This is a genomic window from Lentilactobacillus sp. SPB1-3 (genome assembly GCF_026913205.2).
GTDB lineage: Bacteria > Bacillota > Bacilli > Lactobacillales > Lactobacillaceae > Lentilactobacillus > Lentilactobacillus terminaliae.
The window spans coordinates 1,809,098-1,835,727 of the sequence record NZ_CP168151.1; the positions used below are offsets into that span (position 1 = coordinate 1,809,098).

25 protein-coding genes are annotated in these 26,630 nt (G+C 38.0%); 8 read left to right on the top strand and 17 right to left on the bottom strand.

Annotation, left to right across the window (positions count from 1 at the left end; translation table 11 throughout):
• Window positions 1-4 precede the first annotated feature (4 nt).
• Window positions 5-955 (bottom strand): alpha/beta hydrolase, encoded by a 951-nt coding sequence (locus O0236_RS09575; RefSeq protein WP_268913390.1) that lies wholly within the window; start codon window positions 953-955, stop codon window positions 5-7.
• A gap of 128 nt (window positions 956-1,083) precedes the next feature.
• Here O0236_RS09575 and O0236_RS09580 point away from each other — a divergent pair, with 128 nt between their 5' ends.
• Window positions 1,084-1,509: a helix-turn-helix domain-containing protein gene (locus tag O0236_RS09580; RefSeq protein WP_268913391.1), complete on the top strand. Its 426-nt coding sequence runs from the start codon at window positions 1,084-1,086 to the stop codon at window positions 1,507-1,509.
• A 9-nt stretch (window positions 1,510-1,518) separates the two neighbouring features.
• Complete coding sequence (locus O0236_RS09585; RefSeq protein ID WP_268913392.1) at window positions 1,519-2,373, top strand: SAM-dependent methyltransferase; 855 nt, start codon at window positions 1,519-1,521, stop codon at window positions 2,371-2,373.
• Here the strand turns inward: O0236_RS09585 and O0236_RS09590 are convergent.
• The 9 genes from O0236_RS09590 to rpsN form a co-directional block, all read right to left on the bottom strand.
• Window positions 2,345-2,920, bottom strand: a complete 576-nt coding sequence (locus O0236_RS09590) for a methylated-DNA--[protein]-cysteine S-methyltransferase (protein ID WP_268913393.1) — start codon at window positions 2,918-2,920, stop codon at window positions 2,345-2,347. The genes O0236_RS09585 and O0236_RS09590 overlap by 29 nt on opposite strands.
• 123 nt (window positions 2,921-3,043) lie before the next feature.
• A complete protein-coding gene (gene arcD / locus O0236_RS09595; protein WP_268913394.1) occupies window positions 3,044-4,480 on the bottom strand; it encodes an arginine-ornithine antiporter in 1,437 nt (478 codons plus the stop codon).
• 29 nt (window positions 4,481-4,509) lie between these two features.
• A complete protein-coding gene (locus O0236_RS09600; RefSeq protein ID WP_268913395.1) occupies window positions 4,510-5,193 on the bottom strand; it encodes a Crp/Fnr family transcriptional regulator in 684 nt (227 codons plus the stop codon).
• Window positions 5,194-5,254: 61 nt separating this feature from the next.
• On the bottom strand, window positions 5,255-6,196 hold the full coding sequence (gene arcC / locus O0236_RS09605; RefSeq protein WP_268913396.1) for a carbamate kinase: 942 nt from the start codon (window positions 6,194-6,196) through the stop codon (window positions 5,255-5,257).
• 101 nt (window positions 6,197-6,297) lie between these two features.
• The gene (gene argF, locus O0236_RS09610; protein WP_268913498.1) at window positions 6,298-7,329 is read right to left on the bottom strand and encodes an ornithine carbamoyltransferase; all 1,032 of its coding nucleotides are present in this window, start codon (window positions 7,327-7,329) and stop codon (window positions 6,298-6,300) included.
• 31 nt (window positions 7,330-7,360) lie between these two features.
• Window positions 7,361-8,602: an arginine deiminase gene (gene arcA, locus O0236_RS09615; RefSeq protein WP_268913397.1), complete on the bottom strand. Its 1,242-nt coding sequence runs from the start codon at window positions 8,600-8,602 to the stop codon at window positions 7,361-7,363.
• Between the two features lie 413 nt (window positions 8,603-9,015).
• A complete protein-coding gene (gene argR, locus O0236_RS09620; RefSeq protein ID WP_268913398.1) occupies window positions 9,016-9,495 on the bottom strand; it encodes an arginine repressor in 480 nt (159 codons plus the stop codon).
• 135 nt (window positions 9,496-9,630) lie between these two features.
• Window positions 9,631-11,928 (bottom strand): glycoside hydrolase family 65 protein, encoded by a 2,298-nt coding sequence (locus tag O0236_RS09625; RefSeq protein ID WP_268913399.1) that lies wholly within the window; start codon window positions 11,926-11,928, stop codon window positions 9,631-9,633.
• Between the two features lie 131 nt (window positions 11,929-12,059).
• On the bottom strand, window positions 12,060-12,329 hold the full coding sequence (gene rpsN / locus O0236_RS09630) for a 30S ribosomal protein S14 (RefSeq protein WP_329608921.1): 270 nt from the start codon (window positions 12,327-12,329) through the stop codon (window positions 12,060-12,062).
• A 196-nt stretch (window positions 12,330-12,525) separates the two neighbouring features.
• Here rpsN and O0236_RS09635 point away from each other — a divergent pair, with 196 nt between their 5' ends.
• On the top strand, window positions 12,526-13,449 hold the full coding sequence (locus tag O0236_RS09635; RefSeq protein WP_268913401.1) for a LysR family transcriptional regulator: 924 nt from the start codon (window positions 12,526-12,528) through the stop codon (window positions 13,447-13,449).
• A gap of 42 nt (window positions 13,450-13,491) precedes the next feature.
• Here the strand turns inward: O0236_RS09635 and O0236_RS09640 are convergent, their stop codons facing one another.
• Window positions 13,492-14,799 (bottom strand): nucleobase:cation symporter-2 family protein, encoded by a 1,308-nt coding sequence (locus O0236_RS09640; RefSeq protein WP_268913402.1) that lies wholly within the window; start codon window positions 14,797-14,799, stop codon window positions 13,492-13,494.
• A gap of 238 nt (window positions 14,800-15,037) precedes the next feature.
• On the bottom strand, window positions 15,038-15,388 hold the full coding sequence (locus O0236_RS09645) for an aggregation promoting factor surface protein (protein WP_268913403.1): 351 nt from the start codon (window positions 15,386-15,388) through the stop codon (window positions 15,038-15,040).
• Between the two features lie 211 nt (window positions 15,389-15,599).
• Here O0236_RS09645 and greA point away from each other — a divergent pair, with 211 nt between their 5' ends.
• Complete coding sequence (greA, locus tag O0236_RS09650; RefSeq protein ID WP_268913404.1) at window positions 15,600-16,076, top strand: transcription elongation factor GreA; 477 nt, start codon at window positions 15,600-15,602, stop codon at window positions 16,074-16,076.
• A 2-nt stretch (window positions 16,077-16,078) separates the two neighbouring features.
• The gene (locus O0236_RS09655) at window positions 16,079-17,185 is read left to right on the top strand and encodes a VanZ family protein (RefSeq protein ID WP_268913405.1); all 1,107 of its coding nucleotides are present in this window, start codon (window positions 16,079-16,081) and stop codon (window positions 17,183-17,185) included.
• A gap of 57 nt (window positions 17,186-17,242) precedes the next feature.
• Here O0236_RS09655 and O0236_RS09660 read toward each other — a convergent pair whose 3' ends face one another.
• Both O0236_RS09660 and O0236_RS09665 read right to left on the bottom strand, forming a co-directional pair.
• The gene (locus tag O0236_RS09660) at window positions 17,243-20,023 is read right to left on the bottom strand and encodes a cation-translocating P-type ATPase (protein WP_268913406.1); all 2,781 of its coding nucleotides are present in this window, start codon (window positions 20,021-20,023) and stop codon (window positions 17,243-17,245) included.
• A 161-nt stretch (window positions 20,024-20,184) separates the two neighbouring features.
• Window positions 20,185-20,802 carry a DedA family protein gene (locus tag O0236_RS09665; RefSeq protein ID WP_268913407.1) on the bottom strand — a complete coding sequence of 206 codons (618 nt, stop codon included), beginning with the start codon at window positions 20,800-20,802 and terminating at the stop codon, window positions 20,185-20,187.
• Window positions 20,803-20,919: 117 nt separating this feature from the next.
• Here O0236_RS09665 and O0236_RS09670 point away from each other — a divergent pair, with 117 nt between their 5' ends.
• Entirely contained in the window at window positions 20,920-21,873 is a 954-nt protein-coding gene (locus O0236_RS09670) for an aldo/keto reductase (RefSeq protein WP_268913408.1), read from the top strand.
• A 125-nt stretch (window positions 21,874-21,998) separates the two neighbouring features.
• Entirely contained in the window at window positions 21,999-22,802 is an 804-nt protein-coding gene (locus tag O0236_RS09675) for a DNA/RNA non-specific endonuclease (RefSeq protein WP_268913409.1), read from the top strand.
• Window positions 22,803-22,885: 83 nt separating this feature from the next.
• Here the strand turns inward: O0236_RS09675 and O0236_RS09680 are convergent, their stop codons facing one another.
• Entirely contained in the window at window positions 22,886-23,635 is a 750-nt protein-coding gene (locus O0236_RS09680) for a glucose 1-dehydrogenase (RefSeq protein WP_268913499.1), read from the bottom strand.
• Between the two features lie 164 nt (window positions 23,636-23,799).
• Here O0236_RS09680 and tenA point away from each other — a divergent pair, with 164 nt between their 5' ends.
• Window positions 23,800-24,465 (top strand): thiaminase II, encoded by a 666-nt coding sequence (gene tenA, locus O0236_RS09685; RefSeq protein ID WP_268913410.1) that lies wholly within the window; start codon window positions 23,800-23,802, stop codon window positions 24,463-24,465.
• 36 nt (window positions 24,466-24,501) lie between these two features.
• On the opposite strand, the gene O0236_RS09690 is transcribed toward tenA, so the two are convergent.
• Both O0236_RS09690 and abc-f read right to left on the bottom strand, forming a co-directional pair.
• A complete protein-coding gene (locus O0236_RS09690) occupies window positions 24,502-24,921 on the bottom strand; it encodes an OsmC family protein (protein ID WP_268913411.1) in 420 nt (139 codons plus the stop codon).
• A 59-nt stretch (window positions 24,922-24,980) separates the two neighbouring features.
• Window positions 24,981-26,492 (bottom strand): ribosomal protection-like ABC-F family protein, encoded by a 1,512-nt coding sequence (gene abc-f, locus O0236_RS09695; RefSeq protein ID WP_268913412.1) that lies wholly within the window; start codon window positions 26,490-26,492, stop codon window positions 24,981-24,983.
• Between the last annotated feature and the right edge of the window lie 138 nt (window positions 26,493-26,630).

Sequence of the window (26,630 nt, forward strand, 5' to 3'; positions counted from 1 at the left end):
CTACCTATTTAACGTACTTAGTTAGAAACTGACTAACCTTCTGTGTGTATAAGTCCGGATTCTTTTCATAAGATTGCGCATGGCCCGCCCCTTTAACGATTAGCAACTCTTTAGGACCTTTGGTAGCGTGATATAGTGGATAAACCATTCGAGTCGGCACGAACTGATCTTCAGAACCATGAATAAACATCATTGGTCGATGATTCTTCTTTACCTGATTAAGTGAGCTAGCCTCTTTAAAGTTATATCCATCCTTAACTTGAGTAATGCCACTAACAATGTCAACTAATGGGAAACGTGGAACTACCGGCATATGGTAGAGTTGCTTAGCTTGATACTCTATCTCATCATTAGCACTTGTATAACCACAGTCTTCAACGAATGCTTTAACTTGACGAGGTAATTTAGTACCACTAACCATCATAGTAGTGGCGCCACCCATGCTGACACCAAACATAACGATCTGTGAATTATTACCATTGCGTTTAATAACCTGTTTGATCCATTTATCATAATCTAGGCGTTCAGGCCAACCAAAGCCAATATATTTACCTTGGCTATCACCATGTCCCCTAGCATCAGGCAACAAGACGTTATAGCCTAACTTATGAAACATGTATGCATATGCGAACATTTTATCTTTGTTACTCATAAACCCATGGGCAACCAACACTGTTTTATTAGTCTTGGTAGCTGCAGGAATATAATTGGCATCCAATCGTAAATTTTGCCCAGCTGAAGTTTCATACCAACGCTCTTTGGATACTGATTGATACCATTTATGAGCAGGATAAAGCGGATTACTCTGTTTAATCGGCTTATCTTTTGCTAAAAATGTTTTAGGTGCAGGCACGACTGCCACTTGATAAAAATACATCCCTGCTCCGAATAATCCAGCAGCAACTAATGCCAGTGCTGACAACCCAACTACCATTAGTCGTCTTCTTTTCTTCATCTTATACTCACCCTTTTCAAAATTTATACCGACGATAATAATAACACATCATCCCGTTAATCAAATGGAAAATTTTTGTGAATGCCTAATTTGCAGTATAATAGCATTAACAAGGATGGTGATTATATATGTTTTCTGAACGATTACGGGCATTGCGAACAGGCCAACATTTAACCCTCGAAAGCCTAGCGACCGAACTAAATGCAATGTTTCCAACTGATAAGCAACACGAGAACACTCCAGCACAAATCGGCAACTGGGAACGCGGTGTCCGCACCCCTTCTTACCTTGAGGTGCAGAAGTTAGCTAAATTTTTTGATGTCACCATGGATTACATTACAGGACTATCCGAAAACACAGCATATGACCTAGGCCGGCTCTTTATCTCTGATAAAGATCTCACCTTTAATGGTCAATTAATTTCATCTGCCGACCGTTATGAGGTCTATCAGCTAATCGCTGGTTACTTACATGGCCGAGATAACCGCACGACAGAATCAACTCATCAACAAGGTAACCAAGAACAACTAAACTTGAATATCAATGATAAATAAGGTGCAATTATGCTTTCTAACAAACAAAAGAAAAAGTTATTAAAGAAACATTCTCAAGCTAAGCCAATGTCCAAGGAAACTGACTACATCTCTAAGCTAAACTACTACCGTGAACTTTATACTGACGTTCCCGAAGTAGTTTTTTTAATCAACAACATCTTGCAAAGTGATCGCCTGATCAAAGCAGGTATGCTACCACAAGATTTACCAGAACTGATACTACCCGATGACATTCAAGACCAAATATTTGCCATCGTAAATGCCAAATATGCCAAGGGCGATCCTGCAGGTGACCACCTGTGGAATCAATTAACGAATGAATTGCCAAAGGCTGATAAACTACTACGTTCATATCGGGATTATCTGGAAGAAACTTATGGCATGTGGGCATATATTTCAGCCCCATTTGTCAAAGCTATCGCCGATTATGTCGGTGATGCAGCCGTTCTCGAAGTTATGGCGGGAAATGGTTACATTTCTCGAGGATTGCAAAACTTAGGTCGCACTGTTTACCCAACTGACAGTTTGGCTTGGGAAACCGAAAACCAGACTGGTAACCACCAAGTTATCGATGTTGAAAAATTAGATGCCATCAGTGCAATTCAAAAATACAGCGATAAAGTAAAATATGTGATTATGAGTTGGTCTCCTGACAAAGATACGATTGACATGAAAATCTTAAATGAAATAAGAAACGCCAACCACAATTTAACACTCATTGTGATCGGCGAAAAAAATGGTGCTACTAATTCAACTGAATTCTGGCAACAGGCTAACTTTATCGACCAACCCGCTGCAAATAAATTAAACGAACATCATCAACCATTTGATTTGATCAAAGATCAGGTCTACCTAGTTGACTGATTTTAGGTAACGGTAATTTATTAATAAAACTTTTTTTAGGGACTCTGCTTTCAAGTTCAAGCAAAGCCTTTTTTTGTTGCTCCCCACCTCGATACTGACCAGCAGTACCATCGGCTTTGACGATGCGATGACAAGGAATCATAATCAACACAGGGTTAAGGGCAACTGCGTGAGCAACTGCTCTAACAGAATTACGATTGCCGACCTTATCGGCTAAATCACCATAACTGATAGTCTCACCGTAGGGAATCTTAGTAATTTCGTTCCATACTAATTGTTGAAATTCCGTTCCTGCATTGGTCACATCGATAGGCAAATCAAAATGACGTTCTTTACCAGCGAAATAATCCTCAAACTGTTCGCGGTAAGGAGCAGTTCTTTCATCATCATATGTGAATTCCACCTGATATCTGATATCAGGATAGAAATCAAACATTTCAGATAATCTTTTACCTGGACTTGAAACAAAGCTGATTCCCGCTTCGGTCACAGTGAAAAAGAACTTAGTGTGATCAATTTCAACACTATCCCAGTAGATTTTCTTCATATCATAAGTCTCCATTTAATATTCTGTAATCATTCTAGCATGAAACTTATTTTTTGGTGCAATTCAACTAATTAATAGTAAAAAGGGGTGGAATAAATTCCACCCCTTTTTACTATTAACAGACTACATATTCAACATAATCTTACCAACCAATAATCCATAAATCGCGTATATTGCCCCCAGAATAATCAAAATTGCGACAACTCGTTCGACTGGGCCAAAGATTTTTTCTGCGTGGTTATCTTTCTTCTGGAGAATCCAGTAAACTGGAATCCCAGCAGCAAACAAGATGCAAGTTAGCAGTAAGAATTTAGGGCCAGCGGCAAATAATAGCCACAATGCATAAACACTAGAAATCAAACCAATAACAATATTACCAATTCTACCTGCAGTCCCCTTAGATTCGTTCATTGAGAACTTCAATTGATAGAATGCTGAGAATGCGTATGGAATTAAGATTGCTGCACTAGAAACTGAATAGAAGAAATTGTAAGCTTGCGCAGTGATCAAGTATGAGAACATAAAGATTTCAACTAAAACGTTCGTAAATAGTAATGAGTTGATTGGCGCACCGTTCTTGTTCTCCTTAGCAAAGATCTTAGGGAAGCTTCCTTGTTTTGCAGCTTCATAAGGTAATTGACCGGCAAACATAGTCCATGATAACCAAGCACCAACAACTGAGATGATAAGACCAAGGTTAACAACAACTGCCCCCCACTTACCAACTAAGCTTTCTAGTAATTGAGCCATGGCAGGTTGTGATAGATGTGATAATCCACTTCTGCTCATAACACCAAATGAGAGCAAGGTAATTAACATGTAGATCAAAATAACGGTAATAATTCCTAAAACAGTTGCTTTACCAACATCAGAACGTTTTCTAGCTCTTCCTGAGAAGACAACCGCTCCTTCAATTCCGATAAATACCCAAACAGTAACTAGCATAGTACTCTTAACTTGAGACATTACGCTGCCCCATTCAAAGTTACCACTAGCAGTGTTCCAGAAGTCCATCGTGAACATGTTAAGTTTAAAAGCAAATAAAACAATAATTACAAATAAGAAAATTGGAATTAACTTAGCGACCGTAATCACTGTGTTAACAAACGATGCTGACTCAACACCTCTTAAAATCATAAAGTGACAAGCCCATAAGATAAATGATGCGGCCACGATCGACCAGATGTTTTGACCGTCTTTAAAAATTGGTAAGAAGTAAGCCACGGCACTCATTAGTAATGTTGCATAACCTACGTTACCTAACCATGCTGACAGCCAATATCCCCAAGCTGAGTTGAATCCCATATATTTCCCAAATCCAGCTTCAGCGTAACTATATACCCCGGCATCAAGATCGGAACGTTTCATTGTTAAGTTTTGGAAGGTCAATGCTAACATAACCATACCAATAGCAGTGATGACCCACCCAATGATGATTGCACCGGCACCAGCGCCTACAGACATATCATGCATCAGGTTGAACACCCCACCACCAATGATGGATCCAACAACCAATCCGATCAGTTCAATTAAACCTAATTTACCATCGTGTTCTTTCATTTCTTCACTCCCTAACTGAGTTTCCTCGATTATTCATTCATCAGGATTCGAAAATGTTTTTTACCATACAGAATTTTTTGCTCACTCACCAATTCTGATACCATCTGACTTGTCGTTTCCCTAGTAGTCCCACTGATCTTTGATAATTCAATCAATGTCATTGGGTAAGGAATTAGGATCGTACCATCTGGTTGTTTTTCACCAAGCTGCTGACCCAAAGCTTCGATTGCACTCTCGACCCGTCGTTTGGCACTAGTAGTTACCATTTTTCGAAGTTGAATTTCAGTCGTATTAATAATCTGACCCATTTCCTGAATAACGGAAACCATCATATCTGAATTCTTTTTTAGTAGCTTCTCAAATAGCTTCATCGGCATGATTGCGATTTTAACTTCCGACATTGTTTCGGCACTATAGTTGTACGTATCACCTGAGAACAAACCGATAAAAGGAAAAGTCTTATTTTCTCTGATGTAGAAGTATAACTTTTCGTCACCATTTTCATCGTAGTGCAATGACTTCACGATACCAGAAATAATCAAATAAAAATTATTGCGGGGATCACCCTGGTCAAATAAAACTTGGCCACGATGATATTCCTTGATAATCGTTTGGTCGACGAGCTCATCTAAATCTCGCTGGTTTAACCCAGCAAATTCAGGATGGTTTTTAACTTTGAGTAAGCATTCTGCATAATCACTTTTAGATATCATTTTCGGATTCTCCAGAACAATTTATTATGTTGCTTTCGCAACACGGACGCTAACTAATTAGTTAATCTGCACTGATAATAGTTCCAGAACCATCATTGATAAAACCATCAATGTTATCGAGCGCAGTAACTACAGCTTCACTCTTAGTTGCTTTAACAAAGTCAATCGCAGCTTGAACCTTTGGTAACATACTACCTTTAGCAAATTGATCTTCGCCAATGTATTTCTCAAGTTCAGAAACAGTTACATGCTCCAACTTCTTTTGATCTGGTTGATTGAAGTTAACGTAAATATTTTCAACTGCAGTAAGAATAATCAATGCATCTGCACCGACCAATTCTGCCAATTTTTCACTAGCAAAATCCTTATCAATAACTGCTTCACGGCCTTCAAGATTACCATTTTCAGTAACGACTGGGATACCACCGCCACCAACTGAAATTGGCACGATACCAGCATCAACTAATGTGTTAACTGCTTTAGTTTCCACAACGTTGATTGGTTTGGGTGATGGAACTACCCGACGATAGCCACGACCCGCATCTTCAACGAAAGTGAATTCTGGATTAGCAGCTTTTGCTTCATCAGCTTCTTCTTTAGACATGAATGGTCCAATTGGTTTACTTGGATTAGTAAATGCAGGATCATCTGGGCTAACCTCAACTTGAGTAACAACTGTAGCTACAGTCTTATCTATGCCCTTCTCCTTAAGTACTCGGTTCATAGCATTTTGCATCCAGTAGCCGATACTTCCTTGAGTCATTGCAACAGCAGTATCAATTGGCATTTCAGGATTTTCTGGTGTGCTACCACCGGCTTGTTGAAGAAGTAAGTTACCAACTTGCGGACCATTTCCGTGAGAAATGATCAATTGATCACCATTTTCAATAAACTTAACTAAGTGTTCTGCAGTATCTAAAAGTGCTTTTTGTTGGGCACTAGCTGATGCATCCTTTGATAAAATTGCATTTCCACCAAGTGCAACGACGATTTTTCTTCCCATTCTGTTCTTCCTCCAAAATCAATAATTTAATCAAAAAGGGACGGAATTTAATATCCCATCCCTTCTTTGAAGTGATCCTCTTTCGAGGTGCGCTCTTGTTATTAAACCTTAGGGATGAACATGTTTCCTAAAGTTGCTGCCATCATGGCCTTAATTGAGTGCATTCTGTTTTCTGCTTCTTCGAATTGACGAGCATACTTGCTAGTGAACACTTCATCTGTAACTTCCATTTCAGTGATGCCATACTTCTTCTCAACATCTTGTCCATATTGAGTTTCAGTATTATGGAAAGCTGGCAAACAGTGCATGAAGATCAATTGATCATCAGGAGTACCAGTTGCTTTAAGTGCTTCCATGTTTACTTGGTAAGGCTTCAAGAGGTTAACTCTTTCTTCCCAGTTATCTTCACCCATTGATACCCATACATCGGTATAAACGATGTTTGAACCAAGCATACCTTCTTTAACATCGTCAGTAATCAATAGCTTTGCACCAGATTTATCAGCAAAACCTTTGGCGATATTTTGAATTTCTTCTGTTGGGAACAAACTCTTAGGGGCAACGATATGAACGTTAACTCCGAGAATGGCACCAGTAACTAATAATGAGTTGGCAACGTTATTACGGCCGTCACCCATAAAGGTTAATGTTAAGCCCTTCAATGTACCAAAGTTTTCCTTCACAGTCATGAAGTCAGCCAACATTTGAGTTGGGTGCCATTCATCAGTCAAACCGTTCCAGACTGGTACACCACTATCACGAGCAAGAATTTCAGCATCGCTTTGTTTGAATCCTCTAAATTCGATTCCATCAAACATACTACCAAGAACCTTAGCAGTATCAGAAGTACTTTCCTTCTTACCTAATTGAATATCATTTTGACCCAAATATTCTGGATGGGCACCAAGATCGATTGCTGCAGTGGTAAATGCAGAACGCGTTCTAGTAGATGACTTTTCAAAAAGTAATGCGATGTTTTTACCTTCTAGGTAATGGTGAGGAACACCAGCCTTTTTTAGAGCCTTTAAGTGTAGACCCAAATCAATTAGATATTCCAATTCTGCTGCAGTAAAGTCTTTTTCGGCTAATACGCTACGGCCTTGAAATACGCTTTGTTTAAAATCCTTATCAATCATGTGCGGAATCTCCCCTTAAATATCAGTTTTATTTAGTTAAATCTTCACGAACGATTGGGCAACTCATGCAACGTGGACCCCCACGACCCCGTGATAATTCACTTGAAATTACTTCAAGCACTTTAAGGCCATGTTGTCTTAACAATTCATTAGATACGTAGTTACGGTTGTAAGTTACTACGACACCTGGAGCAATTGCTAAGGTGTTTGAACCATCGTTCCATTGTTCACGTCCAGCGATGATTGGGTCACCATTACCAGTTGGAATCAAGTCAAGATCATCCAAATGTAATGCATCTTTTAATACTTGTTTTAAATCAGTACGGTGTTGAATGTGAATACCTTCGTCACCTTCACCAGGAGTTAAGGTGTAAGTGTCAATATGACCACCTTCGCCAAGAATTCCTGGATGAACTGTAAATTGATCGTAATTAATCATGGTAAATACAGTATCCAAATGCATCATTGCATGGTTATGTGGGATACGAATTGCGATAACTGTGTCGTAGTTGCTTTCATTAAACAAGTTACGAGCGATATCTTCAATTGCATCAGCTGAAGTTCTTTGTGAAACCCCAATTGCCATTACGTGATCATTTAGAACTAATTCGTCTCCACCTTCGATACGAGTACTGTGGTTACGGTCACGCCATACATGTATACCTTGGTTAGCGAAACGTGGGTGATGTTCAATAATAATTTGATTGAATAATGATTCTCGTTGACGAGCAGCGAAAGTCATGTGATTGATACTCAATCCTTCACCAATAGTTGCTGATGGATCACGAGTAAAGTAGAGGTTAGGCATTGGATCCATATAGAATTCATAGTTTTCATTTTCTGCCATACTTTGTAAATCAGTTGGCACAAAATCTATTTCATTCTTACGAACACCTTCCATGATTTTGTTAACCATGTCTTGGTTATTCATGCTTGCAAGATATTCCTTCAATGCATCATGGGTTGAGCCTGCTGCATATCCAGATTCAGTTAGCATTTGTTCCAAAAACTTGTCTTTTAATTCAGCACCACCAGCATCGAGTGCTTCTGCGGCTAATTTTTCAAGATAGAGAACTTCTACGCCGTTATCACGAAGTGTGTTGGCAAAGTAGTCATGTTCCTCTTGAGCTTTTGGTAAATATGGTATGTCATCAAACAAAAGTCTTGGCATCATGTCAGGTGTGAAGTTTTCGATTTCACGACCTGGTCGTTTTAGCAAAACAGTTTTTAACTTACCGATTTCCGAAAAGTTGTGAATTGGACTTGTCATATTACTGCCTCCTGTTCCTTATTTACTACAAACACATCATAATTCTTTTTGAAACCGCTATCAAGGAAGAACTCTCAAATGAAATGAGAAAAAACTCTCAAAATTAAGTCAATTCGCATATTCATCAAAAAATTTGCAGATTAATTCACATAATCAGCGCCTATTTAATTTTTATACATATTTTTTTCTTCAAATTAAAAAATAAGTTTTTGATTAGATTTTAAAAAGCTTATTTAATAGCATATAAAGCGATTACACAATTAACTAGCGTAATTTAAAAAAGGTTATTTATACCGTCTATTTAATATTATTCAAAAAATAATCACAAAAAAAGTGCCTTTTTCGTATGGAAAAGGCACTTTTCACTAACTTCGTTTTTAGTTATACATCAAGGAATGTATACTTTTCGACAATTATTCGGCGGTAGGAATCATCAATTCTGGGTTAACGCGTTGCATGAAGAAATCATGGACCTGAGTGGCTTCAGGCTTACCAGGACAAAAGATAACGATGGTATCATATCCTGCCAAGGTTCCAGTTACGTTATCTAACTTAAGATCATCCAACACCGCAGACAATGGGTTAGCATAACTTGGCTGAGTATGAATCACGTTTATGAATTCAATCTGTTTAACATCAGTTACGGAACTGTTAATCATACGATTCAACCGTTCCAATTCATTTTGATTACCTGACTTAAACACCATATAGCGGGCATTCCCTGAGCTATCAGGTTGCTTAACAATCTGCATTTCTCGGATATCCCTAGACAGAGTCGCTTGAGTTACACTAATGCCAGTTTCTTTAAGCTTACTCATCAATTCTTCTTGAGTAGTAATTGTATATTGATTAATAATCTGTTCAATCTTTGCTTGGCGCGATTCTTTCTTCATTTACAATGACCTCCGAAGGTTGATTATTAAATATTAATTGTTTAAAAAAAGCAATTCATTAAATTATCCTGCATATCCTTACTTCTAAATAATAGAACAAACCGCCCTTCATTACCATTTCATTTTCGTAACTAATTAATATTTAACAACTTGTTCCGGACTCTCGTTATCCAAATCGCACTTAGCCCCGGCAATCGTAATCGTAGTACCTGTACCACTCAATAGGCTAACATGAACTTCATGCTCATAAATAGTAAAGATGTATTCACTATCATATAGGAAGATTCTGAATTTAACACTATTCCAACGCGCAGGTAACTTAGGGTTCATTGTGAATGTACCGGCGTTATTGATTACCCCAGCAAACCCGTAGAATACGCCTTCCCATGCAGCTCCTAAACTCCCAGCATGAATGCCATTCGCAGTATTATGATGAGAGTTCAAAATATCAGTTTGGATAGCTTGCGAAAAGAAGTTATAAGATTGATCTTGCTTACCAACTCTTGCAGCTGCAATGGCAAATACTGCCTGTGACAAACTGGAGTCATGCGTGGTAATCGGTTCATAAAAATCAAAATCCCTCATTAATTCGTCCTCACTATATCCAGATGGAAAGAGAACATCAGCCAAAATGGTATCAGCTTGTTTATTAACCTGGCTGCGGTACAACATGAGTGGATGATAATGAAGTAATAATGGAAAGTCATTGTTGTCGATTTTGCTAAGATCCAATTTATTCATCTGTTTGAAGTTTTGATCCTGTAATTTGACCTTTTTCTCGTTATCAAATGGCAAGTACATCAAGTCAGCCGCTTCTTTGATACGGTTAAGTTCTTTAGGAGATAGTCCTAAACGCTTGGATAATTCAGTATTTTCAAATCGTTTAGCATATTTTTGAACCATTCTAAAGTTGAATTTAACCATTTTATTAGTGAAGTAATTGTTATCCACAACGGCACTATATTCGTCAGGACCAGTAACCCTGTTAATGACAAATCGTCGCTGATCATTAATCTTCGCAAAATTACCCCACTCCATGTAAAAACGGGCAGTCTCGACAATAATCTCATAGCCATAATTATCTAAAAAATCATCGTCTCCTGTAACTTCATAGTATTGTTCGATGGCATAGGCAATATCAGCATCAATATGAATTTGGGCGGTACCTGCTGGCCAATAGGCACTAGCTTCGACCCCATTAATTGACCTCCAAGGATACATAGCACCACCCTTGAAGCCAAATTGAGTAGATTGCTGTTCCGCAACACTCAGAGTTTCATATCGATACATCAAAATCTTTTTGGCTAATTCCGGATTGGTGTAAATGAAAAATGGCAACATAAAAATCTCAGTGTCCCAGAAATAATGCCCACCATAACCATTTCCAGACAATCCTTTGGCAGGAATGCTAGTGTGTGAATCTTTACCAGCTGATTGATACAACTCAAATAAATTAAATCTCAAACTTAGTTGCACTTCGGGATCGCCATCAATCTCCACATCACTATGTAGCCAAAAAGTTTGCCATACCTGAGCAGACGCCATCAATTCTGATTTAAAACTGGTATTTTTAATGTCTTCATTTAATTTAACCAAATATTGATCAGCATACATCTGAGCGTTAACTAGTGGATATACGGCACCAATTGAGAACAAAAATTCAAATTCTTTTTGTGTACCTTTTTTACCAAAGTAAGTAGCATGGTATCCCCAGTGATTGTTCTCATCTTTAAAGTAAGTTAGCTTAGGACCACTACCATTAAATGTTAATAAGGATCCTTGCTGACTTTTATACGTGGTTAACAAATAACTTGGTTGTTCGTAGCCATCCAAAAAGTCCAATTGCAAATGCCCTTGTGATTCATTGACGCGCACGTCTGACACTGTAGAACTAGTCTTTTGATTGACGTAGTCATGAACCTTGATTACTTCAACTTCATCGTCAAAGTTAATGGGAACGATACCATACTTAATGCCATAAACATTAGCTGCTTCCACGCTAGCAAAGCTCTCAACAATCAGATTAAAGATTTTACCTTGAGGAGTCGTAACGCTAAAAATTTCGTGCAGCATCCCTGTCTGCATATCCATGTTCTTATCGACAGTATCAACTTTGAAATAATTAACCGATGAATCTTCATCCCCAATTTTTATTCGAATATATCTGGGATCACATAGCCGGTTGATAACTTGATCATTAACGGGATAGCCAGTGTATTTTTCACCATACTGGATCTCATAATAATCATAAAATCCATTAATAAATAAACCCGGTGTTCCTCGGTAATTTGGATTGTTTCCTTGGAGTGGGTTTGAGTCTCTAACACCAAAATGTCCATTCGCAACGCTAAAAATCGTTTCTAGATATAACTGTTCTTTTGATTTGAGATTTTGTAAATGGATTTGAAATTCAGGTCGTTGTTCAATTCGCATTTCCATTCTCCTATTTTCTACTTATTTACTTATAAACCTAGTTAACTAACGATTAAAATGCAATGATTTAAGCTTAATTTCAATAAAAAAATCCTTACTAATTAAAGTAAGGATGTCAAAATATATTAAATTTACCAACTAGCCTTTTTAACACCAGGAAGTTGCCCTTCATGAGCTAACTTTCTGAAGTTAAGTCGAGACATGTGGAATTTGCGCATGTATGCATGAGGCCGACCATCAATCTCATCTCGATGATGGATACGTGTTGGTGAAGCATTTCGAGGTAGTTTACTTAATGCGGCATAATCGCCTTTAGCTTTAAGTTCACGTCTAATATCAGCATACTTAGCAACAGTTTTTTCTATTTTGAGTTCTTTTTGAATCTTAGATGTCTTTGCGATGAGTAAGTACCTTCCTTCATAAATAGTATTAATTACCATTTAAATATAACATTAACTTACTTTTTGTCAATAGAAAGTAAAAGATTCATTTGCAGAGTCCTCTGAAATGAATTAATAATGTTAATCCTATATAATATGATTAATTAACATTATAAGTTTTTGAATTAAAGAATTGTTTCCAAAGGAGAAATAAAGTATGAACAATAAATTACTTTCATTTCTGCAAGAAATCAAAGCTCAGGGAAATATGTCAAAAGCTGCCCAGGCACTATTCGTGACACAACCTTACATCAGTCGAGTAATCAAAAACTCTGAAGATCATTTCGGAGTAAAATTGATCAATCGTTCATCTCATCCTCTACAACTAACCTATGCGGGTGAAAGGCTTTTGGATTTCTTACAGGAAGAATCACAGTTACAGGCTAATTTGGATCGTGAAATGACCCACTTATCTCAATTTAAGTACGGGCATTTAACTATCGCTTCCAATGAGGCTGTGTCAAATGATGTTTACAAGCCAATCTTACTCAGATTTTACGAAAAATACCCAGAAATCCACGCACAAGTCATTTCAACTTCCAGTAGCGAAGCCGAACAACGCCTAACTGCTGGGTCCCTTGATTTTTTTGTTGGAGATCCAATTAAAAATCATAAAATTCAGTATTTACCTGTAGCAAATATCCCTTTAACATTAATAATTCCAAGTAATTCTGCAATATATCAACCTGATAAAACATTCGTTGATTTTAGCGACCTAAATCTGTCAAAGATAGCTGATGAATCGTTCATCAGCATTCCAAGAAACAACGCATATCATCGCTTAATTGCTAGTTTTTTAAGTCGCCAAGGCGCATCAGTTGAATACAGTATTGAAGTTCCAGATATTAGTCTTGCAGCTAGCTTAGCGCTCAACAATCTTGGACTTTCGATTATTCCAGAACCTTACGTAAAAAGTATCAAAACCGCATCACTTGATAATTTAAATATTGCTAGAATTCCAAACGAAACCTTAACAGCTGAATTTGGTATTTCCTATGTTAAATCCAATTTAACAGCTGAACCAGTTGATGACTTAGTAAATATCATTTCAAACGTATTTAAGGAAATTACCGCTAAATAAAAAGATTCACCTCACTAAACAGAGGCGAATCTTTTTTATTTATTAATCTTCAGAAACTACATTTTTTAAGTTGGTATTATTCAATAAAATATTTAAGATGACTGCGGTAAAACAGCCAATCACCATTCCGTTACTCATGATAACTTGAACAGATGAAGGTAGGTATTGAAATAGTCCTGGTTGAGTAGTCACACCGATTCCCATTCCGACAGAGATAGCGATAATTAAGAGGTTGCGCATGTTTAAGTCAACGGCAGATAACATCTTAATTCCTTGCGCACCAACCATACCAAACATAATCAGCATTGCGCCACCCAAGACTGAATTAGGAATCAAAGTTGCCACGGCACCAAACTTAGGAATCAATCCCAAAATCATTAACATCCCTGCAGAATAGTAAATGGGAGCTAACTTTTTAATCCCTGACAACTGCACGATACCAACGTTTTGAGAGAAAGTTGAGTATGGGAAGGTATTAAAAATTCCGCCCAAGATTGCGGCGATTCCTTCAGAACGGTATCCGCGAGCTAAATCATCATCAGTTAATTCTCGCTTAGTGATATCTGATAAAGCAAAGTAAACCCCTGTTGATTCAATCATACAGGTCAATGCAGCTAAAATTAGTGTGGCAATTGATGACCATTCGAATTTGGGTGTTGAAAAATAAAATAACTGCGGTAATTGCACCCAATGAGCTTGCCCAACTGAAGCAAAATCAACAGCTCCTAAACTAATCGCTAATAAAGTACCTAAAATAATTCCAATCAAAATCGCAATTTGCTTCATGAATCCACGTGCCCAAATATTAAGCACAATAATGACTAATGCGGTAAATGAACCAATCAACAAATGTTGCGGATCTCCAAAAGCCTTAGCAGTTGGATCACCTCCGCCGATATTTTGAAAAGCTACTGGCATTAAAGTAAAACCAATCAAAGTGATTAATGAACCGGTAACAACTGGTGGAAAATACTTGCGCAATTTAGCGAATTGCTTGGAAATCAGTAAGATAAATAGTCCCGCAACGATAATACCACCATACATATATCCTAAACCAAAGTTCTTACCAATCGATTGCAGTGGTGCCACATATTCGATAGCACATCCTAGCACGACCGGTAACCCAATGCCCGTAATTGGTGTTCGCCTAATTTGCAATAAAGTGGCGACACCACACATGAAGATATCCATTGAAACTAAGTATGTCATTTGCATGGCATTAAATCCTAGTGCGGTTCCGATTAGCAGCGGAACTAAAATATCTCCTGAATACATTGCCAATAAATGTTGTAATCCAAGAAGTGCGTTCCGAAGTTGTGAATCTGATTTGGGACTCGATACTTTATCCATTAGCTTCCACCTTTTCTACATCTTTTAAATTACGTTTAATCTTAACATCTGAATTCGTCTTTCACAACCTAAATCTTAATATTAAACGTTTTCAAAACAAATTCGTTCGTATTTAAAGGGTTTAAAAGTATTTGAGGCTAACATTATTCTATATTATGAGGTGCAAATGTAATGAAATAAAAAAATCGCCTGACTATTTAGAAATAATCAGACGATTTTTATTAATATAATTTACTTTTTAGTACCAACCATGTGATAACCAATGACGCTTGGCATTTACCCAACTACCATAACGGTTACTTACGTAACGATCAGCAGTCTTTTCTTGGTTAGCCTTTGAGTAATCACCATGTAAGTATGATGATGATAATTGATAACGACCAATATATTGTCCATTACGAGCACGATATGAACCACGTGATTCACGATAAGCAATCCATTCTTTAGCTTGCTTATTAGCTTTTGACAAGTTTGATTTGTATACTTTACTGGTCTTTGCGCTGGCTACTTCTGGAGTCACAACGCTTTCGAATGTGCCAAACAAAGTTAAGGCACTCATTAAAACAACAACTAATTTCTTGAAATTCATAAAAATAATTTTCTCCCTTAAGTTATTCAACGAGTACTAACTTACAATATTGGAATTACAACCAAGTATCTAAAAAGTTACATATATATTAATCATTGACGAAAATACGTAATATTCACGACATATAAGCAACTAATATCCGGTCAAACTCGCATTTAACAACGATATTTCCTATAATTAAGGCGATATTAATTTATTTTGGAGGGATATTATGAGTGACCAATTTAACGACATTACTAAAGAAGGTTATCAAATAATCGAACAAGAAATTGCTAATTTAAAAGCATCCCGCCCTGCCAAAATCAAAGCGTTAGCTGATGCGCGTGCTTTGGGAGACCTTTCCGAAAATGCTGAATACAGCTCTGCTAAGCGTGATTTACGCCATCTTGAAAGTCGTTTACGTTTTCTAACCAAGCAATTACAATATGCCAGAATTTACGAACCTAGTGACCAAGATATCGTCGAGATAGGCAAAACTGTTACCTTTGAGTTCACTGATACTCATGAGATTGATAGTTATCAAATCGTTGGCACTCCAGAAGTTGATATCGATCATGACAAAATATCCATTGCTTCGCCGATCGGTAAAGCTTTATTAGGTCACAAAACTGGTGACACAGTCAGCGTGACTGCACCAAACTCTGAATATCAAATTACCATTATAAAAATCACACTTAACGGAGGATAAAAATGTCTCAGTATTTTCAAGTTATCATGACGGCCGCTACGTCGTTTCCATTTATCGCATTCCTACTTACGTTTCCGGTCTTGCTGATTAACTATCATCGCTATGGTTCCATTTCTAAATGGAGCATCTTCATGACGTATACATTCATATTTTATTTAATGTGTGCGTACTTCCTAATAATCTTGCCATTGCCCCCATTGAGCTATGTTGAACATCTCACGACCCCTCGATATAACTTAAGACCATTTGTATTTATTTTAGAGTTCATTAGGGACAATCCATTATCTTTATTTCATCCGCGCACTTGGTTGCCAGCGATTGAAGCCCCAACTGTAATTCAGCCATTATTCAATATCTTTTTGACAGTTCCATTCGGTTTTTACCTTCGTAATTATTTCCACCGCGGAATCAAGCAAACTTTACTATTATCATTTTGTTTGTCCTTATTCTTTGAATTAACCCAATTAAGCGGCCTCTACGGAATCTATCCGCGTCCCTACAGACTATTTGATGTTGATGATTTAATGTTAAACACCTTGGGTGGTGTAGTGGGTTACTTGGTAGCCAAACCACTTGTTAAATGGTTACCGTCAAAAGAAAGAATCTTGCAGACCGCCTCGGTCCGGTCACAAACTGTTTCAATTTTTCGAAGAGCAGTTGGATTTGGTTGCGACATAATCACATTATTTATGACAATGTTATTGATCAACCTATTTCCGGTCTTCAGCAAAGCCACTAGTGAAATTGCCATTGTTTTAGCAATTATCGTGCCACAAATTATATGGCAAAAAAGTTTAGGGATGGCTTTGGTCCGCATCAAAGTTACTAATGCCATTGGTAATAGACCTCAGTGGTGGCAAATTGTCGTCCGCAACTTACTGGCCTATGGTGTTACTGGAGGTCTGATAATGATTGAACTGCAATTAATGGATTCCGATATCGCGATTTCTGCCACGCACCTGAGTTGGATTCATATATTGATTATCGGGTTAACGATTCCGATTCTCTTAATTATCATTGATTTTATAATGGAGATGTTTTCGAAAACGCACCAGCTATATTTTGAACGATTCAGTGGTACCGATACTCGGAACACATATGAAAATTAAACTATAAAAAGCCAGTCCACAGATTAATCTGTGGACTGGCTTTATTTATCATAGAAACTATTTTGTAAACATCTTTTTAATTCCCGAAATAACGAACGTTGGAATCGCTGATATGATAATGATTCCTACATATAGTGAAACTGTCAACGGAGCAGTTCCCATAACTTCATTGAAGAACGGAATTAAAGTAACTAATACCGATGAAGTTGCAGCAAAACCAACTGCATACGTCAATCGTGAATTTGAAAATGGATTTCTGTCATATAACGTCTTAGCACTTCTAGCGTCATAAACATGCCACAATTGGCCAAAGACTAATGTTAAGAATGCGATAGTTTGCGATTCAGCGACTGAATATCCGCTACTTGCGGCCCAAAGGAATGCTGCGAACACCAAACCACCCATGACGGTTCCTCTAAATAGCACGCGTCGGAGCATTCCGTTAGCTAAAATCGATTGGCTAGTATCTCTAGGAGCACTGGTCATCATGTTAGCTTCGGCCTCATCATACCCAAGAGCAAATGATGGCATTGAATCACTAACCATGTTGACCCACAACACCATTAACGCTGTTAACGTTGGGGTCACAGCTGATACTTCCCCAATCGTAGTATTGATCAACACTACTCCAAGTAATAGTGACAATACTTCGGCCACATTAGTTGTTAATTCGTGACGCATAAAGTTCAAAATGTTGCTGAAAATCGTTCGGCCAGATTCAACCGACGCTTCAATAGTCGTGAATTTATCATCCAACAAAATCAAATCGGCTGCGTCTTTAGTAACTTCAGTGCCATTGATTCCCATTGCGATTCCAATGTCTGCAGCCTTTAAAGCTGGAGCATCATTGATCCCATCACCGGTCATCCCGACAACTTGATGTTCACGTTGTAATTGTTGAACGATTCGTTGTTTGTGTTCAGGGGATACTCTGGCATAGACCCGAGTATCTAAAACTTTGCTCTTTAATTCATCATCGCTCATTGCTTCGATCTCACTACCAACGATCACATTTGCATTATCGTCTTTGATAATGCCTAAACGTTTGGCAATCGCCTTAGCAGTAGCCGCATGGTCACCGGTGATCATAACCACTTTGACTGAGGCCCCATCTAATTTACTGATGGCAGCTTTAACCTCTTCACGTGGCGGATCGATAATGCCGGCAATTCCTAAGAAGCAAAGGTCTTGTTCCAATTCTTCTGCAGAACCGTGTAAAGCCTGTTCTTCAGACACTTCGCGTTGTGTTAATGCAATCGTTCTTAGTGCATCATCCGCGAAGCCTAAGATTGTTTGATCAACTTCTGTGGCGATTTCTTGATAATCCACTTGCTTACCGTCCACTAACGCACTGGTAGTTTTAGTTGCCACTACATCAGGAGCACCCTTAGTTAAACTGTAGAATTTATCATCTTCTTTGATAACAACCGTCATCATTTTTCTAGTACTGTCAAAAGGAATAACTCTCAATACATCAATGTCTCGATCAGTTTCCTTTTCCATTAAACGGTCTCTAGTAAAACCAGCCTTTTGAGCCATTACGACCAACGAAACATCAGTTGGGTTACCAAATGGACGCCAATTCTGATTTTCATCAGGTTTGATTTCAGCTTCATTGTTAAGGGCCGCTACTTCGAAGAACCTGCGGTACTCATCAGAAGATTCGACGACTTTACAATCCTCGTCTAAGATATCTCCGACGGGAGTATAGCCATTCCCTTCAACGTAAAATTTATGGCGATTAGTATAAAATCTAGTAACCGTCATTTCATTTTTAGTCAACGTCCCAGTTTTGTCAGAAGCAACGTATGTCGTTGCTCCCAAAGTCTCCACACTACTAAGTGACTTAACTAATCCTTTTGATTTAGCAAGTAACTTGGCACCAACAGTTAGCACAATGGATAGCACAACGGGCATGGCATCTGGAATCGAAGCCACCGCAATAGCAATTGCAGTCGATGATATCCCAGCGATATCTGAAATCGTAATCGTACCCATATTCATAAATTGTTTAGTTAATTCAAACCCAACCGTGAAGACAATTATCCCACCAGCAATCAGCATTAATTTCTTACTTAAATCAAACACTGATTTTTCGATAGGTGTCTTTTGATCATCAGCCGATGTCATTAAATCAGCAATCTTACCAAGTTCTGTATCCATACCAGTAGCCACGATCACACCAATTCCGTTACCATTAACCACCATGGAACCGGAGAATCCCATGTTAGTCCGGTCGGCTAATTCTGTGTCATCATCAAGTGCATCAATGGTTTTATCAACAGCATCCGATTCACCTGTTAGTTGTGATTCATCAACTTGTAACTCAGCAGTTTTAAAGAAACGCATATCGCCTTCAATAAAATCACCAGACTTAACGCTAACAATATCCCCAGGAACTAGTTCATCAGTTTGAATTGAAGACCAACTTCCATCCCGCAGGACGTTTAAGTGTGGTTGGCGCATATCTCGCAACGCATCTAAAGATTTCTGTGCGCTTCTAGTTTGATGAAATGTTAACCCACCATTAATAAAAATGATGATTAAGATAGCCACTGCTTCATATAATGAAGCAACCGCATGTTCAGAATTTCCTGAATTAAATTCATAAAACGAGCTAAGAAACGCAATAACAACTGCCACCATCAAGATAATAATTAATGGTTCTTTGAAGCTTTCCAGAAACATTGCTATCGCAGATTTACTTTTATTTTGGGTAATTTCATTTGGACCGTAAGAATCTATTCGTTTACTTGCTTCAGTATTTGTTAGCCCAGTAGATCTGTTTGTACCAAGCTCTGAGATAACTGAATCCGTACTTTTGGAATACCAGTTCATATAAACCCCTCCATTTATTTCGATAATCAATCTGTTATTAAAATGATAACAAATCTACCAAATCATGTCATGGATTATCAACCGGAACTTCTTTGATAACTGCTGGTAAAACTTTTCTTTATGTAAAGAAAAAAGCTTAAGAACAATGTTCTTAAGCCATATTAATCTTTAATTTTATTTCGACGATAGCGATAGTAGATGGTAAACCCAACTACAACGATGGCAACAATCAATATGATTACTAACCACCCGTCGACAATATTTAAAATTTGTTGCCAAGCCTGACCAGCATAGTGGCCGATCAAAATTAAAACTGTGTTCCAAATTAGGGTTCCCAGAATAGTAAAACCACTAAATTTAATGAATGGATAGTTAACCATCCCAGCAGGAATTGAAATTAAGCTACGGACCACTGGCACACAACGACCAAATAAAATGGCCTTGCCACCGTATTTAGAAAAAAAACGAGCGGCTTTTTCAATATCGCCGCTTTTTAAATGGATGATTTTACCAACCCTACCAGACACAATTTTTTCTAACTGTTGAACACTCAACAACCGGCCAACGCCATATAAAGCAACTGCACCAATATATGCGCCGACCGTGGCAGCAATAATCGTCCCACCAATATTTAGCTCACTAGAAAGAGTTAGGTACCCAGCAAATACTAGGACCAATTCTGAAGGGATTGGTGGAAAAATATTTTCTAAGGCAATGAGAAAAATAATTCCCCAATAACCATATTGATTAATCAATTCGATAATTTGAGTTTGGCTCACTAATAGTCTCCCTCTTGTCATTTTAATTTGTAATTATAGCATATCTAATTAATAAAAAACTTCCACGACAACTCAATTAAATACGACTATAATTAGAACTTGAAAGGACTGATATATTTGAAAACAATCAAACTTGGTAACACTAATTTTGAAGCTTCTCAAATCGCTCTAGGAATCATGAGAATGGCTGGTCTTGAAACCAGCAAGGCTGCTGATGCAATTAATGCCGCAGTTGATACGGGTATTAATTACATTGACTCTGCCGATATTTACGGTGATGGTCAATCAGAAACCAAATTCAAAGAAGCCCTCAAACAGACGAATATTAGTCGTGACAAATTATTCATCCAATCAAAGGGTGGCATCGTACTTGATCCAAAAAGAAGTCACGATGGCTTAGTATTTGGTGCTCGTTACGATTTTTCTAAACAACATATCATTGACTCAGTCGATGGAATCCTTGAAAGATTAGGTGTCGATTACTTAGATTCATTCCTACTTCACCGTCCAGATCCATTGATGGAAGAAGCAGACATTTCTGACGCCTTTGATACTTTACAACGCGAAGGAAAAGTTCGTCACTTCGGTGTTTCAAACTTTAACCCTCTACAAGTTGAATTAGTTCAATCTTGGGTCAGCCAACGATTGATCATTAACCAACTGCAATTTAACGTTGTTCATTCTGGAATGGTAACCTCTGGGATGCACACTAACATGATCGATGACGGTAGTATTGACCACGATGGTGGTTTATTAGAATATTCTCGTCGCAAACACATGACGATTCAAGCATGGTCACCATTTAACTATGGCTTGTTTGACGGCATGTACATTAACGACCCTAAGTACTCTGAACTTAACGACAAGTTACAAGAACTTGCTGATAAGTATGGTGTTTCTAAGAACGCTATCGCAGTTGCTTGGATCGTTCGTCACCCTGCTCAAATCCAAGTATTACTTGGAACTATGAATCCTGAACATATCGTTGATAGTGCTAAGGGTGCTGATATAGAATTAACTAAGCAGGAATGGTATGATCTATACTTTGCTGCTGGTAATTATTTACCATAGGATTTTATAATTAATCCGTGAATGGCTAAGAGCTGATTTAATAGGCTCTTAGCCTTTTTTAGTTATTGCTGGTCCCGTAGTTTGCTGGTATGGTTAATTAAGCATATTTATTAAGGGGAATCATCATGGCAAAGAAACGTAATTCTTATCGTAAACGAACAACTCAAGGCACCCTTGGCGCCATCGTCATCTTAATTATAGTCTGGTTACTAAACGGCATGCCTGGCGGTGATTTGTTCAATAATTCATCAACTGAACAGGCCAACCGTGCCTCTGTAGAATCAACAAGCAAGTTGGCCAACCTGACATTTAAATCAGGTGATGATAGTGTGGTTTATATTAACCATGACCATGCCACACTTAATCCTAATGACTGGCAGACGAACAAAGTTGATTATCAAAACCTTGATAGTTACAACAGAACCAGTAACGCCAACGTGGCTTACTTGGAAAATAGCAACCTTGCGTCAGATAGCAATCGACAACGTCAATACGTCAAACCAACTGCTTGGCACCAAAAGTTCGTTGATGGTGACCCAATTATCAATCGTGGCCATTTAATTGCTTACTCATTATCGGGTGGCATCAATTCAGACGGTCAATATACCCACACAAATGTTGGTGATCAAAATAATCCTAAAAATTTGTTCACACAGACTGCATTTTCAAATCAAAAAATCCAAACGATTTATGAACAGAAAGTCCGACAGGCATTATATGATCACAAACGAGTAATCTTTTATGCTCGGCCAATCTTTAGGGGCTCTGAGTTAATGGCTCGTGGCATCCATCTACAGGCTGTCAGCACCGACAAAAGTTTAGATTTCAACGTTTATTTGTTTAACGTGCAACCTAAAGTCCAGTTCGATTATCAAACTGGGCGTTCTACAATTGATCGAAATTTCAAAGTTGCTGAACCAACTAATTAACTAAAATAAAAATGCTGCAATGTTTTGCATGAGGCTCATTTGGAGCGCCAGCAAAATTTTGCAGCATTTTTTATGATCAATCATTAAGCCCTTTGTGCACCATCAACAACGAATTCGGCTCCATTAGCAAACTTAGATTCATCACTACCTAAGTAAACACAGATTTCACCGATATCCTTTGGTTCACCCATGTGACCCATGGGAATCGTGCTAATGATTTGTTCTTTATAATTATCAGGAATGATATTAGTATCAATCCAACCTGGATGAACTGAGTTCACACGGATGTTTACCTTTTGTTGAGCAAGTTGTAAAGCAGTCGCATGAGTCAATAATCTAGTACCACCCTTAGTGGCTGAGTAAGCTGGATTCAATGGCAAGCCAACTAAACCAGCAACTGATGAAACGTTGATGATTGAACCATTACCATTGTTAGAATCCTTCATGGCTTTGATACCATATTTTTCACCTAAGAAGTTACCGGTTAAATTAATATCAATAATTTTTTGCCAATCTTCAAGTGACTGGTCCTCAATTTTAGAATTAGTACCACCAATTCCGGCATTATTGACCAAGATATCTACTTTACCGAATTTTTCGATGGTCTTAGCAATTGTGTTTTTCCAAGAGTCTTCATCGGCCACATCTTGTTGAACAAACAATGCCTTGTCATCACCGAATTTTTCAACAGCTTTCTTACCACCATCAACATTATGGTTAGCAGTCAAAACAACTTTGGCGCCTTCACGGACGTAACATTCTGCGATACCTAAACCGATACCAGCAACACCACCGGTAATAATTGCTACTTTATCTTTTAATCTATCCATAATTTATCCATCCCTTCAGCACAATATAAAACGTTTACAAGATTAGTATAGAGATGAAATTTTCAAATAACAATTAATACATCTTGAAATTATTTCCGTACTAAAACTCACAAACGTCGTTTGATGATAAAATTAATTGACCGATTCAATTATTAAGGAGTAAACACATGCCAACAATTACATCGATTATGAGAACTCAAGCTGAGGATCTTTGGAATAAGAGTTTCAACCATCCTTTTATCAAGGAACTTTCAAAAGGTACCTTACCAATGGACACTTTTCGTTACTATTTGAAACAAGACCACTATTACTTAAATAATTTCAGCATTCTGCATAAAAGAATCGCCGATAAAATCGACGAGCCACAAATCAAGCAATTTTTAATTGCTGGCTCTGAGGGCCTTAACGATGGTGAAAATGAAATTCGCGAAACTTTTTTCAAGGAATTAACGATTACCGCTGAAGAAATGGGCACCACCCCAATTGCGCCTAATGCATACAGTTATGTATCGCATATGTATCACGAGTTAAATGAGGGCACCACCGCCAGTGCGTGCACCGCACTTCTACCATGTTACTGGTTGTATAACGAAATCGGCAAACAATTAATTGCAGATGGTTCGCCAATCGAACTTTACCAACAGTTTATTGAAACTTATGACAGTCCTGAATTCACTGAAGCCACCAACCAAATGATTCAAATAATAGACCAATTCGGTGAACAGGCAAGCGACGGTGAGCGTCAACGAATGATTACCGCCTTTGTTCGTAGCAGTTATTACGAACTTAACTTTTGGGAAATGGCTTACGTTCACGAAGAATGGCACAACTAAAAAAAGCTTGGAAAGATTAATATCTTTCCAAGCTTTTTAAAATTCAGTAACTGTTTGAACTGTGTAGTTAGCACTTCCTGATAATAATTGTGAAACTGGGCAACGACCTTCCGCCTCTGTCACCATTTGTTTAGCGGTATCTAGATCCACCTTAGGAATGCGAATTTTGGCATTAACCAAAAACTCATAATGAGCCCGTTTGCCGATAAAGGCCACGTCAACGTGCACCTGAGCTGAATGTTCCAACTTGTTTTCATTCTCAATTGCTTCCAAAGTAGATTTTAAACAAGTAGCTAATGACATCCCTAGTAATTGTTCTGGATTAGATCCAGGACGATCATTTAAAGGACTGCTAGTCTTAACCACAATACCATCAGGAACATATGCATATCCTTCCAAACCAGTGTCATTTCTTGCCTCTGTGACGTAACTTGCTTCATTCCATCGTGGATCCATAAATTCCGCCTCCATTGCTTTAGTTACCATAATTATATGCTTGCATTGGAACTAAGCAATCAATCAGCAGGTTGTAGTTTGATAACTTCTTTATTAACTATCCGCTTAATAAATTCTTGATCATGGTCAATAATCAGCATTGGCGGATTATATTGTAGAATTAGTGATTCAATCTGCTGTCTAGTAATAATATCCAGATAGTTTAGCGGCTCATCCCACAAATACAAATTAGCTTCTTCAACTAAGGACCTCGCAAGAGCAACCTTGCGTTTCTGGCCCCAACTCATTTCTGACAAATCATGAGTAAAAGTTTCACGTTCAAATCCTAGTTTACGCAACATATTTAAAAACTCAGATATTTCAATACCCGCCTCGGTGGCGTATTCGTTAATATCACCACTGATAGTTTCAAAATCTTGGCTAACATAAGAAATCTTAATTCCCGATGCGGAAGTGACTTGTCCGGAAACGCCAACAGTGGCGTCCCCTAAGATTCCCTTCACGATTGTTGACTTACCGAACCCGTTGGGAGCAGTTAAGGCTATTCGGTCGTGATTCTGGATGGACACATTGATGGGCTTGTTTAAGGGATGGTTATTGCGAGATACTTGAAAATCATTCAATTGCAATAATGGTTGCTTATCCAGTGGCACAAAGTTCATCGTTAACTCAGGTGAATCATCCAAGTTTTTAAGTAACGATTGTTTCTCAGTGATTTGTTTTTCAGTTCTTTCAGTGATGCCCTTAGAACGTTTCATGATCTTAGCTGCTTTATGTCCCAAGAATCCCTTATCTAAATTTACATGGCCTTGATGTTTATAAGCCGACTGAGACTTCTTGCTTTCCGTTGATTCAGACCACCGCCGGCTCTTATCAGCAGCTTGTTTAAGTCGATTGATTTCGCCTTGAAGTTCCTGTTTCTTCTGCATTTCTGCTTGATTCTGCTGATCAAAAGCTTGCTGCCAAGTTTCGTAATTGCCATTAAATAACTGAATTTTTGAGCGATCAATCGATATCACGTGGTCAATCACTTGATTAATAAATGCTCGATCATGGCTGATCACAATAAATCCTTGCTTAGATTTTAAATATTCAGCAACCACTTGGCGACCCTCACTATCCAAATGATTAGTTGGCTCATCAATTAATTGAAAGCTATCATGATCACTAAATAAAGTTCCCAGTAACACCTTCGTCTGTTCTCCTGGACTAAGCGTCACAAACGGCCGCTCTAAAACTTCTTGATTTACTTTTAATTTATCTAGTTCAACTTCTACCCGCCAAAAATCGCTGAAGGTCAGGTTTGATATTCCCATAAGAACATCCCGCGTAATCATTTGCTCATCACTAACTGGTTGCGGAAAATAATTAAATTTTAAGTTCGTCGTTATCTTCCCTTGAGCTTTTAATTCGCCTAATAAGATTTTTAAAAAAGTAGTTTTCCCACGACCATTGCGGCCGATTAAACCTAATCGCCAACTTTCATCAATCGCTAAATTTAAATGATCAAAGATTGGGTCAGGCATGCTGTCGTATCTAAAATATAAGTCATTAATAATAATATTTCCCATTTTGTCTACCTCGATTCCATTTGGTAAACAGGGAGTTATCCCATAGTACACAAAAGGACGCACCACTTGCGTGCGTCCCTTCTTTTTACGCAGAATTGACATGCAAATCGTTACAGAATAACCCCTGCTTAAATACAG

Bases quoted from the DNA above. Each gene is read 5' to 3' on its own strand.
- O0236_RS09575 (WP_268913390.1), bottom strand. From the start codon at position 955: ATGAAGAAAAGAAGACGACTAATGGTAGTTGGGTTGTCAGCACTGGCA.
- O0236_RS09580 (WP_268913391.1), top strand. From the start codon at position 1,084: ATGTTTTCTGAACGATTACGGGCATTGCGAACAGGCCAACATTTAACC.
- O0236_RS09585 (WP_268913392.1), top strand. From the start codon at position 1,519: ATGCTTTCTAACAAACAAAAGAAAAAGTTATTAAAGAAACATTCTCAA.
- O0236_RS09590 (WP_268913393.1), bottom strand. From the start codon at position 2,920: ATGAAGAAAATCTACTGGGATAGTGTTGAAATTGATCACACTAAGTTC.
- arcD (WP_268913394.1), bottom strand. From the start codon at position 4,480: ATGAAAGAACACGATGGTAAATTAGGTTTAATTGAACTGATCGGATTG.
- O0236_RS09600 (WP_268913395.1), bottom strand. From the start codon at position 5,193: ATGATATCTAAAAGTGATTATGCAGAATGCTTACTCAAAGTTAAAAAC.
- arcC (WP_268913396.1), bottom strand. From the start codon at position 6,196: ATGGGAAGAAAAATCGTCGTTGCACTTGGTGGAAATGCAATTTTATCA.
- arcA (WP_268913397.1), bottom strand. From the start codon at position 8,602: ATGACAAGTCCAATTCACAACTTTTCGGAAATCGGTAAGTTAAAAACT.
- argR (WP_268913398.1), bottom strand. From the start codon at position 9,495: ATGAAGAAAGAATCGCGCCAAGCAAAGATTGAACAGATTATTAATCAA.
- O0236_RS09625 (WP_268913399.1), bottom strand. From the start codon at position 11,928: ATGCGAATTGAACAACGACCTGAATTTCAAATCCATTTACAAAATCTC.
- O0236_RS09635 (WP_268913401.1), top strand. From the start codon at position 12,526: ATGAACAATAAATTACTTTCATTTCTGCAAGAAATCAAAGCTCAGGGA.
- O0236_RS09640 (WP_268913402.1), bottom strand. From the start codon at position 14,799: ATGGATAAAGTATCGAGTCCCAAATCAGATTCACAACTTCGGAACGCA.
- O0236_RS09645 (WP_268913403.1), bottom strand. From the start codon at position 15,388: ATGAATTTCAAGAAATTAGTTGTTGTTTTAATGAGTGCCTTAACTTTG.
- greA (WP_268913404.1), top strand. From the start codon at position 15,600: ATGAGTGACCAATTTAACGACATTACTAAAGAAGGTTATCAAATAATC.
- O0236_RS09655 (WP_268913405.1), top strand. From the start codon at position 16,079: ATGTCTCAGTATTTTCAAGTTATCATGACGGCCGCTACGTCGTTTCCA.
- O0236_RS09660 (WP_268913406.1), bottom strand. From the start codon at position 20,023: ATGAACTGGTATTCCAAAAGTACGGATTCAGTTATCTCAGAGCTTGGT.
- O0236_RS09675 (WP_268913409.1), top strand. From the start codon at position 21,999: ATGGCAAAGAAACGTAATTCTTATCGTAAACGAACAACTCAAGGCACC.
- tenA (WP_268913410.1), top strand. From the start codon at position 23,800: ATGCCAACAATTACATCGATTATGAGAACTCAAGCTGAGGATCTTTGG.
- O0236_RS09690 (WP_268913411.1), bottom strand. From the start codon at position 24,921: ATGGATCCACGATGGAATGAAGCAAGTTACGTCACAGAGGCAAGAAAT.
- abc-f (WP_268913412.1), bottom strand. From the start codon at position 26,492: ATGGGAAATATTATTATTAATGACTTATATTTTAGATACGACAGCATG.